Raw genomic sequence first — 12,341 nt, 5'->3', positions numbered from 1 at the left:
CCGAGGGGCACGAGATAAGAAAACGGTCCCCTTCGCTTTATCTCCACTGCTTCTCCTCGCTGATCCAGCGAGAACCCGGCAAGGGGCCAGGCTTGAGAAATGCATCGACGACATTGCCGAGAAGTCGAGACACATTGTTGTCGAAGTTTCGCGCCGGCAACGCCTGACCGAATGCAATCGAGCCTCCGCAGAACACTGCCCCGTCATTTGGGGCGTTGAAGAACGTTATGTCGCCGCGGATCCTGTAATCCTGGCTACCAGCAAGGCCAGGATACGGATATAGAATTTCCTCGATAGACAGCATGTAGTTGTCGCTGTGACCGCCCGAAGAAGCCAAGATCTTGGTGTGAGGCGGCGTTCCCAGCGTCAAATCGTAGCGATCGAGCTCAAGGCCGGCAGCGCCGCCGTAGGCAAGCCCTTCCTCCCCGATCAGCTCACCCTCGATTCCTTCCATAATCCAGGAAACCTGGCGATGGTAGCTGTCCGGCATCCGTCGATACGGACGGCTGGTTTCGAAACCTTCGGCGATAAAGCCGATACCCACCAGCTTTTGCGGGGGCCGCCCCAAATTCTTCCACAGTCCGCTCTTCTGGCCAGTTGTCGCCAGATAGTGCTCACCAGGTCGGGCATTCCACGCTCTCATGCCCGCATCGAGCTTGCGCACCTCCATGGTCCAGGGTTCGTCCTCACGAAAGGCAACGTTCCAATAGTAGCCATTACCTCCCATGTAGATGTATCGGCCACCGCCGGCGATGTAGTCCTCGGTGCCGTCCAGCATCCTCTCCGAATAGTATTCCGGATGCGTCCCCGTCAGCACACAACTGTACGGCTTGAGTGCGTCTACACCTTCGACGTGAAGATCCTCGTCCGTCAGGACCTCGTAATCGTACCCCTTTTGCTCAAGCCAACCCACGATGGACAAGTCCGCCGGGAACGCCCACGGCACGCCCATACTCGACATCCGATGTTTCGGCCGCATATTGACGATCGGCCGGCGATAGGAACTGTAGCAAACACCGCTGCCGTCGGCCCAACAGTCGTAAGTCGAGAGACCGAAATCAGGATTCTTGTACATCTCGACATCGACTTCCGAAATGATGGGCGGCTGCCCCGTCATCGGTTGAATGATTTCGGCATCAAAGCTGAGGTGCTCGTTCGCATAGGCGAGATAGGTCGCGGTCGGCACCAGAAATGCAATCTTCGCCTTAGGCTGCTTCGGCCGAACGTAGAAGACAATATATTCCTCACCTAATCCCGCGCCATCCCCTGCACGCAGGCGCATCGCATAGATGCCCGAGCGCAAGCTTTCTGGCAGCCTGACCGTCCTGGTCGGCTTCCATTTGCAGTCAATCATCGCATCGTGATGAAGCTCGATGCCGCCATATTCACGGGGAGCCAATCGGAAGCAGTCGTTTCGGCCCTTCCAGTTCCAGCCTGTCTGAGCACGCACGGGGCGATTGTAGCCCTCGGCGTGCAGCTTGTTGGGCCCGATGTCGATTACCGCATCGCCGATGCCGGCGTCCGTGTATCCTTCCGTCGTATCCCAATAAGCGACCAGTCCATCGCTCGTCGGGAGTTCTCCTTTCGAAAGCCGCTCGAGCTCGGCGCGACCGAGAGCGCGATCATAAATGCCGGGCCTGTCGATCTTGCCGGAAAAATTCTGAGATACGAATGGTCCGCGCAACTCATGGAAGTCACGAGATCCGCCTATCAAGAAAGGGGTTTCCTCGAGATTCTTCTGCTTGAATCGAAACGTCTCGGTCACGTGCGAACGATAATCGATCGGCACCACGCCCCCGAGCAGGCCGTTGTACCGGTTGGTCACGGACTCCTGGTGAATGGTAGCCTTGCCCGTCTTTGCATCGAAGGTGGCCGCAACAAAGTACCAAGTCTTCTTCATCAAGGGGATTTCTGTCTTGACGTAGTCAACCTCGTCGCCGCGCCCGACCCAAAATTCAAGATGGCCCTCGTGATTGATGCCGAGACAAAATCCGGCGCTTTTGTCGTTGCTCCATCGGCCGATGAGGCACTGGCGGCGTCCGTCTCCAGGAAGCCCCGGGAAGATGAAGCCGAAAAGGGTCATGCTTCCTTCAAGCACGAGCTTCCGCTGGGGATCCTCGACCGCAAGGAAGGAGCCGAGCTGGGTAAACTGCTTCTCGACGCGCCAGCGGCCATTTCCCTCGCAAGCCACTTCCTGCTCAATGAAGCCGGGCCCCAAGGGGTTTTCATCGCCGTGCACGAGCCTGACAAGCTGAGCGTCGGCGGCGGCAGCACCATCCGCACTCACATGGAATGTAATAGCTTCTCCCGGTTTGACTGAAATCCGGTCCGTGTAACCAAACAGCTTGATCTGAGCCATGCGCCTGTCTGCCGCCTTGCGAGTTGATTGATCAGGATTCCAAGAGATCCTGGACGCGTCGCATGAATACGCCGTGATAAGCGTCGTCTTGCGAGGGATAGAGCTTGTCCTCGACCACCCGGGGTGGAACGCCCCGATGACCTGAAAGCGCGACGATCCGGTAGGCTTTGAACGGCTGCACGACCTGAATGGCGTACTTGTCCGGAAGCGGCTGGCGTCGGAAGTAAAGCAGGAGACGCTCGAGCGCTTCGCTGTGCTGCCCGAGAGGATTGCGCTTGTGCTCCTCGATCAGCTCGGGAGAAACCAGGGACTTCAGATAGTCTCGCTGCATCTTGTCGTAGCGGCGCCAATAGACCAGGTCCTTGTTGCTCGTTTCGGTCGCTTCTTCCGGTAACATTTCTCCTCCTTTCTCTGCTCGCGCAGAGCGACGCTCGCTCTTCTTCTTGTCTCTCCAGGCCCGGAACTGCTGCTTGATGCCGAACAACCCGTTCCGGAGGTACAAGACGACGAGCAACATGATGATGCCGATGGCGAAAAGCCTGAGAGGTCCCCAGCTGATCAACACCTTGTCGAGAAAGACCACGATCGCGGTGCCGACAACCGCGCCCTCAGCTCTTCCGATGCCGCCAATGACCAGCATCGCCAAGCCCAACAAAACCGTGTCGAAGCTGAAGATCGAGAATCCCACGCCTCGATAGTGGGCGGCATAGAATCCGCCGATGAACCCGAGGGCAATCGAGGAGATAACGAACACCTGAATGCGGGCGCGACGAAAATCAACTCCGGTGGCCTCCGCAAAAGCTTCCCGCTTTTCAGGAGCCATGCGCAGAATTCGGCCCAGCCGCCGCCCGTCGACCATGCGATAGAGCAGCAACGCGCCGCACATCAGCGCCAGCGCCGCGTAGTACCCCAGCATCGATTGGTCGAGCGGAGACCAAGATTTCGGAGCGTAGGCGTCCGCGCCATAGAGGCCACCTGTCGCCGAGCCGAATATCTTCGACTGCACGAAATACACTCGGCACAACTCATTCAGTCCGAGGGTCAAGAGTGCGTAGTAGAAGCCGTCCAGGCGGGTGGCTGGTATGGCAATCACGATTCCAAACGCGAGTCCGATTACGCTGCCGATTATCGGCAGAACCCACCAGGGGAGCCCGATGGAGATCGACAGCCACGTCGTGATGAATGCCGCGACCCCTACAACCGCATAAGTCGCAAGCGAAAAGATGCTGGCCGTGCCGAGCACGAGCATCCAGCACAGGTTGATTGCCGCATAAATTCCGAAGAACGCGCCGGCCGCAAGAAGCGTATTGAGCTGGGACGCCGGAAACACAAACGGGGCGAGCGCTAGCGCCAGCAGGCCAAGAACCCACCAGATTGGACGCTTGTCGACGATCGTCTTTTCGCGGCGGAGCGTCTTCGGGTTATATTCTCCACGCACGTGAAGAACGCGGCGGCGCGTGGGCCAGTAGCGGAGCTTGGTCCAAAGTTTTTCGCCGTGACCGGGCCATTTGTAATAGTACCGAAGTCGGCCGACCGGCAGCAACCGCACACCCGATTCGCGGGTCTGCGTCCAAATCTCCGTCGGATCCTTGTAAGGGATCGTCGGCACCTCGGGCTCGGCACCCGCGCCACCCCAAGCCGTCAAAGGATTGCGCCAGACTCGCGCGCCGTCTTCGGATGCTTCAGTCATGGTCGCCGTGTTCGGAACGGGATTGAGCATCGTTAGGCCTCCCGCGCCTTATCGAGGAGCCCAGCGATTCCGCGTGGACGAACCAGAATGATCAGGATGATGAGAAGGAATTGGGTCATCAGCACGTATTGGCCACCGAGCGCCACGGACGTCATGGCCTCGTTGAGCCCCAGGAGTAGGGCAGCGATCACCGCGCCCGGCACGCTTCCGAGCCCACCGCACAGGGCGATACTGACGCCCTTGACCATCGGGGTGAGGCCATTGAACGGCTGAATGTAATAGGTCTGAGACAGAAGAACTGCCGAGAGGCCCGCCAAACCGCCGGTGATCGCCATCACGTAGAAGCTGGTGCGCCGCACGCCGATGCCGACGATCGCCGCGGCGTGGGGATTCATCATCATTGCACGGATTTCAAGACCTCGCCTACTCGAACGCATCCATGTCAGGACGATCAGCAACATCGCGATCGAGACGACGACGTTACCGATCTTGTCGGCCGTCAGAACCAGCCCGAACAGAGACAGCTTGCTCGTGCCGAAAATCTCCGGAAGACTCTTCGACCGCGGGCCGAACCACCAGAGCAGCAGCTGAGTTCCCATCAAGCTGATCGCCAAGGTCGCGATCATGCCGCGAATCGTGAAGTTCGGCTTGTCGTGAACTGGAATAAACGCCAGGGCACACACCAGAACTCCGCCCAGCGCGCCCGTCGCAATTCCGGCAAGCATGATGATTAGGCCATGCAGCGCGTCCGGCATCAGGGCCGCCACATATTGATGGGTCAGCCAGGCGCCATAGCCGGACAAGGCAAAGATGAACCCGTAGGCGAGATTCAACAGGCCCAGGCTCGACCAAGTGATCGACAGCCCGATGGCGAGAGTGCCGTAGATGCAGGCCAGCACAATCGCATTAGATATGACATACGGCCAGTTCATCCTAGAGATCCCGATTGCTGTTCAGGGTCAGCGCGGCTGAGGCGCCACCCTTGAGCTTGCCGACGTGCATTCCGATCACGCGATCCACGCGTCCTTCCAACAAGGCTATGTTCTGCTCCGCGATGACCATCGCTGAATCGCGGAGCTCAATGCTCATCAATGCATCGAGAACGCCCTTGCCGATCTTCGGGGCAAGTCCAAGGGAGGGCTCGTCGACCAGGAACAGCGACGCTTCGGCCATCAAGCCCCGACCGATCGAGACCATCCGCCGCTCACCGCCTGAAAGACGGCCGACCGGCACATGACTCAATTTCCGCAGTGGCGGAAAGACATCGTAGATTCGCTGCTTGCGCGTGGCCCGCTCCTTCCAGGAGCGTGGCGTGAATGCCCCCGAATCGAGGTGCTCCTCGACCGTAAGGCCATGGAAGATTTCATCGCCCTGAGGAATCAGGGCCAACCCTTGCCTCACGATCTGGTGCGTATAACGGCCCGGCCCTTGGCTGCGGGTGCGCCCGATCTGCTTTCCGTTCAGGAAGATCGAACCACGCTGCCAGCCTGTCAAACCTGCGATCGCATAGAACAGCGTGGTCTTGCCATGGCCGTTCAGCCCAACCAGTCCGATCCGCTCGCCGGCCCTTACGATGAAATCCAGGTCATGGATCACCCGCAGCGGCCCCCACCCCGCTGACAGCCCCTGTACGGAGAGAATTTCGCGCGCTTCAGCCATCGAGCGCCCCTTCTTCGACCTTCTCGAAATATGCCGCGTGTACTCTCGGATCGGCCAGAATATCGGCAAGCGATCCCTCAGAGATGACCTCACCCGCGTCCATCACCATGACCCGGTCGGCGATCGTCTCGAGCAATTCGATGCGGTGCTCGACGATGATGATCGCGACATTCATCTCCTTCGACAGCATCCTGATCAGATGATCGATCTCGTCGACCTCCGAATTGATCAGACCTGCGGCAGGCTCGTCCATGAGCAGCAAGGCAGGACGACGCATCAAGAGGCACGCAAGCAGAAGCTTGCGTCTGTTGAGCGTTTCCAGCGAACTCGTCGGCTCTTCCGCATCGACGTCGAGGCCAACCAGCTCGGCGCCGTATTCGGCGTCGAAACGGGTCAGATAGGGCTTGTAGGCCTGTCGCGCGGCCTTGAATGTCTGTCCGACCGTCAATTCGTCCGGAACCACCGGCGTCTGGTAAGTCCGCCCAATCCCAAGGCGGGCCCTTGCATGAAGCGGCAGGGCAGTCACATCCGAACCGCGGAAGCGTACCGATCCGGACTTCGGCTTCAATCGGCCAGACAGAACCTCGAACAGGCTTGTCTTGCCGGCGCCATTGGGCCCGATGATTCCCAGCACTTCACCAGGACGGACGCTCAGGCTGATCCTCTTGAGGATCTCCCGTCCGCCCAGATCGAGAGAGATGTTCTCTCCCGCAAAAAGGGCGGGCGCTCGACGCATCTCGACGTCGAGCTTTGGTATGTTCACTACGTCCACCATGGCGCGGGCTGCAGTTGAGATTCCGAGATCTCGTTCGGAAACACGATTTTGTGCTGCCCACTCTGGACCTGGACGTACAGCTGGCTCATGCCTTTCTCCAGCTCCAGCGCCGAGATCGGATTGCCGTCGTCTGGGAAATGGGCGGCTTCCTGATAGTCGTTGTTCAGATTCATATAGCCGCAAACGCCGCGATACGGATGCTGCCGGATCCAGTCGCAGACCGCCTTGAAATCCTCGGGTTTGCCGACGGCTTCCCAGGCTAGCTTCAGCCAATGCGCGATATCATAGCCGTTACCGGTGTAGACGAGCCCCATCGTTCCCGGAAATCTCGCTTGGTACTTCTTGCGGAATCCCTTTCCTCGTTCGTCTGCGTACACGCCCAACACGGTCGACCAGCAGAATCCGTTTGCCGAGGCCCCGGCGAGTTCGAGAAATTCCGGCTGAGACGGTCCATACTGGAGATAGACGAGTGAGTTTTTCACCGGATCTGCCGCGAACTGCTTACAGAAAGCTGCATACTCCGCAGCCACCCAATGGTCGATCATGATGGCCCCGGCGTCGACCTCCTTCAGCTTCTGAATGACCGGCGACCAGTCCTGCACGGGAAACTGGATGTCGGTCACGGCCGCCACTTCGAATTTGCCGCGCTTCTTGATCGCCTCTTGCGCCGCCTTGGAGATGGTCTGGCAATACGCTACCTGCTCCTGGACGATGTGAACCTTGCGATTCTTCGGCTTCCAGACGCCACGTTTTTCCTCGTGCTCGAGCCAAAGAGGATAGGTGTGGCCGTAGTGGACCTCGGACGGGTCGGTTTGGAAAACGTGGCTGTATTTCTTCGAGTTGGACTTGAACGCTTCGGTTGCCGCTCGCTGCGTATTGCCTTGCAGATACGGGCATCCATACTTGGCGGACTCATCCATTGCCGGGATCGGAGCAAACACGAACGCGTTCGAGATCGCATGGACTTTCGCATCAGCACATGCTGCGATCGCCTGCTGGCAGCTCTCGGGCGACAGCTTATCGACGTCAGTGACAAACAGCTTCAGAGGACGTCCCAAAATGCCGCCGGCGGCGTTGATCTCCTCCATCGCTAGCGTCGTGCCGTTGAGGTGATCAAGATCGTCGGCAACGCCGGCCGCCGCCGTCTGCGACGTTGGTACACCCAGCAGAATGGGCTCTCCTTTTGGCGCTGCACCCGCCCTGGATATCCAGGGCATCGCGACGGCGGCACCGATGCCCGTAACGACACTGCGTCTCGTCAACTCCAATTTGGTCATTACTCCCCCTCCTCAACGAAGCGTTGCGCGGCGACCACCGCCGCACCAGCCCAGCAACTATTGACCAGGAATCCAGCTCGTTCCCGCCAGAGGAAGACGCGTCATCGCAGCTGCCTCGATGGTAAGCGCAACGAGATCTTCCGGCTCCAGATTGTGCAGGCGGCTCTTGCCGCATGCGCGCGCGATGGTCTGCGCCTCCAACGTGATCACCTTGAGGTAATTTGCGAGCCGTCGGCCGGCCAGGATCGGGTCGAGCCGGCTCGACAGCGCGGGATCCTGAGTGGTGATGCCCGCCGGATCCTTGCCCTCGTGCCAGTCGTCATAGCAACCGGCAGTCGTCCCCAAAGCACGATATTCGTCTTCATACCGAGGATCGTTGTCGCCCAGCGCGATCAGCGCCGCGGTCCCGATGCCGACAGCATCCGCGCCGAGCGCAAGCGCCTTGGCCACATCGGCGCCGCTGCGAATGCCGCCGGAAACGACGAGCTGTACCTTGCGGTGCATCCCGAGATCCTGCAACGACTGAACGGCGGCGCGGATCGCCGAAAGAATTGGAATTCCGACGTGCTCGATGAAGACGTCCTGGGTGGCTGCGGTGCCGCCTTGCATGCCGTCCAGCACCACCACGTCAGCCCCCGCCTTTACGGCGAGCGCAACATCATAGTAGGGACGGCTTGCACCGATCTTCAGATAGATCGGCTTCTCCCAGCCGGTGAGCTCGCGCAGCTCCAGGATCTTGATCTCCAGATCGTCCGCCCCCGTCCAGTCCGGGTGACGGCAGGCTGAACGCTGGTCTATTCCCATCGGAAGCGAGCGCATCTTTGCGACCCGATCCGATATCTTCTGGCCCAGCAGCATTCCTCCGCCACCGGGCTTGGCGCCTTGGCCCACCACGATCTCAATCGCGTCGGCCTTGCGCAGGTCGTCCGGGTTCATGCCGTATCGGGATGGCAGATATTGATAGACGAGCGTCTTGGACTGCCCGCGCTCCTCCGGAGTCATGCCACCGTCACCAGTGGTGGTCGAGGTGCCGGCCAGACTTGCGCCGCGACCAAGGGCCTCCTTCGCCTGAGCCGAGAGAGCCCCGAAGCTCATGCCTGCGATGGTGACAGGAATATCCAAATGAAGCGGCTTCTTCGCGTAACGCGTTCCGAGAACGACGCTGGTGTCGCAACGCTCGCGATATCCTTCCAGGGGATAACGCGACATCGACGCGCCGAGAAACAAGAGGTCGTCGAAGTGCGGCACCTTCCGCTTGGTGCCACCGCCGCGGATATCGTAAATGCCGGTCGCAGCGGCCCGCCTTATCTCCGCAATGGAGTGTGCATCAAACGTGGCGGACTGGCGCGGCGGGATATACCCCCACGTCTTCTCATGAGTAGTCATCAATAGGCCCCGGCATGGTCGATATTAAAGTTGTAAAGCTTGCGCGCCGATCCATATCGGCGGAATTCCGATACATCGACCTTGTGCGCCTCGCCGGCGCGCTCGAGCAGCGCAAACAGCTCCGCCCGATGCGTATCCCGCAATTCCTTTTCGATGCAGTCGGCGCCGACGCCTTCGACCTTGCCGCGGACGTAGATGTGCGCTTCGTAAATCGAATCCCCCAGAGCATCGCCCGCATCACCGAAGGCGACCAGGCGCCCGGTTTGGCCCATGAAACCGGAGAGATGCCCGATGTCGCCCTTGACGACAATGTCGATCCCCTTCATCGAAATGCCGCACCGAGCTCCCGCATTGCCATCGATCAACAACAGGCCACCATGTCCGGTGGCCCCGGCGGATTGGCTCGCGTCGCCCTTGACGTGAATAAGCCCGGACATCATGTTCTCGCCAACGCCCTGGCCGGCGTTTCCATCGATCACGATGCGAGCACTCTTGTTCATACCGCCGCAGAAATAGCCGACGTGCCCTGCCACTTCGACATCAATGGGCGCATCCACGCCGACCGCGATCGCGTGAGCGCCGTTGGGATTGAGTACACGCCAAAACGTCTCATTGGTCGGGAGCTTCAGCGCCTGAAGCCGAGCGTTGAGCTCACGCAGTGACAGAGCGGAAAGGTCCAGCTCCGTGGCCGGGTCTGACGGCCCCCGCCCTGCCTTGATGTCGTGGCCCGACCACGAGCCAGCTTCAATTCGATTCATCTCAGTGTTCCCAGAAGTAAGGCGTTGCCGGTTTCGGCTCGAAGACCCGCGCATTCGCAATGCCCGGGAGCCCAGCGAGGCTGCGATACTCGGAGGCGAACGCCACGTAATCGTCCGTCTCCGCCATGACGGCCGGTTTGCATGCGATCGGATCACGCAGCACCCCGAAACCATTCTTTGTTCCGACCACGAAGGTGAAGAAGCCATCGAGATCATCGACGCTCGACTTCAGCGCATCTCCCAGCGTACGTCCGCGTCGCAGCTCTCGCGTGATATAGCCTGCGGCGACCTCGGTATCGTTCTCCGTTTCCGGAACGATGCCGTTCTGCCGAAGCTCGCGACGAAGCGAAGCGTGGTTCGAAAGCGAACCATTGTGAACCAGACACTGGTCAGGTCCGGTCGAAAACGGATGAGCGCCGGTGGTGGTCACCGCCGACTCGGTTGCCATCCGCGTATGGGCTATGCCGTGCGTTCCCGCAAAGGATTGAATATCGAACCGCCGGGCAACGTCATCTGGATAACCAACCTCCTTGTAGATTTCGAGGTTGACCCCTTCGCTCAAGACGCGAACGTCCTGCGCGTTTTCGGCGAGCCAGGCGCGACACTGATCCGCCGAATCCACCGGCACGCTGAGCACGCCATGCGTGTAGCGATTGGTCACAAGGATAGCGACCCCCAGAGAATGGGCGAGAAGCGCGCCAAGCGCCCCAAAATCGGACCGTTCGGCGACGGACGTCAACGTGAGCTTCGTCCTGCCGGGACTTTCCGCCGTGTATAAAGCGAAGCCGGCGGAGTCCGGACCCCGGCTACACAGGGTCGAAGTCATCTCGGCGAGCAAAGCCCCAAGCACGGGTTGCAGCCGAGGGGCCTTGATGAACAGTCCTGCAATTCCACACATCGCGATCTCCAGTGCAAGCGAAGGCTAGAAAAAGCTGAGATATCGCTCGACTTCCCAGTCTGACACGTGCCGATGATATTCTAGCCATTCGGAGCTCTTCAGCGACACGAACTCATCAACGACCGGAGACCCGAGCGCGGCTGCGAACAACGGATCCGCCTCGAGCTCCCTCAAAGCCTCGGAAAGGGTTTGCGGCAACAGCTCCACGCCCATGCCACGAATGGCGTCGAGCGAAAGGCCGTAGAAATTCACATTCTTCGGCTCACCCGGATGAAGCTCGCGGTCGATGCCGTCCAGGCCGGCGGCAATCAGCGCTGCTGTCGCGAGATATGGATTCATGCTGCTGTCGCCGGTGCGGATTTCGATCCGCCCGTAGGGTATGCGCGCCATGGCCGTGCGGTTATTGTCGCCATACGCGATGAACGCAGGCGCCCAAGTTGTGCCGGAGACCGTGCGCCCGACCACAAGGCGCTTGTAGGAGTTGACCGTGGGCGCCAGGAGCGCGGTCAGCCCCTTGGCATGCGCCATAACGCCACCGAGGAAATGATAGGCGAGCTTGGTCAGCCCAAGGCCGTTTGGATCTGCATCGTCGTGGAAGAGATTACGGCCATTGCCGTCGGCGATCGAGCAGTGGATATGCATGCCGCTGCCCGTCGAATTGCTTCGGGGCTTGGGCATGAACGAACAGATCCCGCCGAGATCGTTGGCGATTTCCGAGGCCGCCATCTTGAACAGCGTAATCTGATCGGCCGTCTTCAGTGCATCGGCATATTTGAAGTTGATCTCGTATTGCCCGTTCGCATCCTCATGATCGATCTGATAGACGTCGATCCCTATGGCCTGCAGCGATTCCGTGACCCGCTCCAGGAAGCTTCGCCCGCGCATCAGACCTCGATAGTCGTAGGCTGGCTTGGCGAGTGTGTCGGTCCCGTCGAAGGGCTGCAATTTTCCATCGCCATCCCGACGCAATAGGATGAACTCAGGCTCCAACCCCGTGTTCAGAGTCCAGCCGCGCTCGGCAAGACGCGCGACCTGCTTCTTCAGAACGTTACGCGTGTCGACGGGATGGGGAACGCCCTTTACCGTTCCCACGCCCATCATTCGCGCGTAACCCGGCGCCCACGGCGTCACGGTCAGCGTATCGAGCTCACAGACGACCATGTATTCGGGTTCGTGGGGCAACAACCCGAGCCCCCATGCGCCGCCACCGGCAAAGCCGGCGCCGTCGGTCAAAATATCTTCGAGGTGTTGCACGGGGACGGACTTGCTCTTGGCCACGCCGTGCAGGTCGACGAATTGGGCGAGAACGTAGCGGACGCCCGTCTGCTTGAGGAAGGCTTGAGCGCCGGTAAGATCCAGCCCGGCGGGAGTCGCGAGACTGCCTGGAGCCAGCGTGCCGGACCACGCATTGGGAATGTGCATCTGAACTCTCCTTGGAAGACGCTTCCTCACCGATCCCACGTTGCGATCTCGGCAAGATTTTTTGCACCGGCAACTTCCCTATAAATGCGACTTGCATATAATGCAAGTAATTTTTAT

At 59.8% G+C, this 12,341-nt stretch carries 10 protein-coding genes; all 10 read right to left on the bottom strand.

Annotated elements, in window-relative coordinates; genetic code table 11:
- Positions 1-37: 37 nt before the first annotated feature.
- The 10 genes from QX071_RS07985 to glnT are packed head-to-tail and all read right to left on the bottom strand — an operon-like array spanning position 38 to position 12,224.
- Positions 38-2,359: a N,N-dimethylformamidase beta subunit family domain-containing protein gene (locus tag QX071_RS07985; protein ID WP_315701421.1), complete on the bottom strand. Its 2,322-nt coding sequence runs from the start codon at positions 2,357-2,359 to the stop codon at positions 38-40.
- A 31-nt stretch (positions 2,360-2,390) separates the two neighbouring features.
- Complete coding sequence (locus QX071_RS07980; protein WP_315701422.1) at positions 2,391-4,079, bottom strand: branched-chain amino acid ABC transporter permease; 1,689 nt, start codon at positions 4,077-4,079, stop codon at positions 2,391-2,393.
- Between the two features lie 2 nt (positions 4,080-4,081).
- On the bottom strand, positions 4,082-4,981 hold the full coding sequence (locus tag QX071_RS07975; protein ID WP_315701423.1) for a branched-chain amino acid ABC transporter permease: 900 nt from the start codon (positions 4,979-4,981) through the stop codon (positions 4,082-4,084).
- 1 nt (position 4,982) lies between these two features.
- The gene (locus QX071_RS07970; protein WP_315701424.1) at positions 4,983-5,708 is read right to left on the bottom strand and encodes an ABC transporter ATP-binding protein; all 726 of its coding nucleotides are present in this window, start codon (positions 5,706-5,708) and stop codon (positions 4,983-4,985) included.
- A complete protein-coding gene (locus tag QX071_RS07965; RefSeq protein ID WP_315759780.1) occupies positions 5,701-6,483 on the bottom strand; it encodes an ABC transporter ATP-binding protein in 783 nt (260 codons plus the stop codon). The genes QX071_RS07970 and QX071_RS07965 overlap by 8 nt, the downstream gene beginning before the upstream one ends.
- Positions 6,471-7,760: an ABC transporter substrate-binding protein gene (locus tag QX071_RS07960; protein ID WP_315701426.1), complete on the bottom strand. Its 1,290-nt coding sequence runs from the start codon at positions 7,758-7,760 to the stop codon at positions 6,471-6,473. The genes QX071_RS07965 and QX071_RS07960 overlap by 13 nt, the downstream gene beginning before the upstream one ends.
- Before the next feature lie 57 nt (positions 7,761-7,817).
- Complete coding sequence (locus QX071_RS07955; protein WP_315701427.1) at positions 7,818-9,146, bottom strand: FMN-binding glutamate synthase family protein; 1,329 nt, start codon at positions 9,144-9,146, stop codon at positions 7,818-7,820.
- Entirely contained in the window at positions 9,146-9,904 is a 759-nt protein-coding gene (locus tag QX071_RS07950) for a protein glxC (protein WP_315701428.1), read from the bottom strand. The genes QX071_RS07955 and QX071_RS07950 overlap by 1 nt, the downstream gene beginning before the upstream one ends.
- Before the next feature lies 1 nt (position 9,905).
- The gene (locus QX071_RS07945) at positions 9,906-10,802 is read right to left on the bottom strand and encodes a glutamine amidotransferase family protein (RefSeq protein ID WP_315701429.1); all 897 of its coding nucleotides are present in this window, start codon (positions 10,800-10,802) and stop codon (positions 9,906-9,908) included.
- A 24-nt stretch (positions 10,803-10,826) separates the two neighbouring features.
- Positions 10,827-12,224: a type III glutamate--ammonia ligase gene (gene glnT / locus QX071_RS07940; protein WP_315728861.1), complete on the bottom strand. Its 1,398-nt coding sequence runs from the start codon at positions 12,222-12,224 to the stop codon at positions 10,827-10,829.
- Positions 12,225-12,341: the final 117 nt, after the last annotated feature.

The sequence above is a fragment of the Bradyrhizobium sp. SZCCHNS1022 genome, assembly GCF_032484835.1.
GTDB lineage: Bacteria > Pseudomonadota > Alphaproteobacteria > Rhizobiales > Xanthobacteraceae > Bradyrhizobium.
The sequence above is the reverse complement of the archived record's forward strand: the minus strand, read 5'-3'. Positions and strand labels throughout refer to the sequence as shown.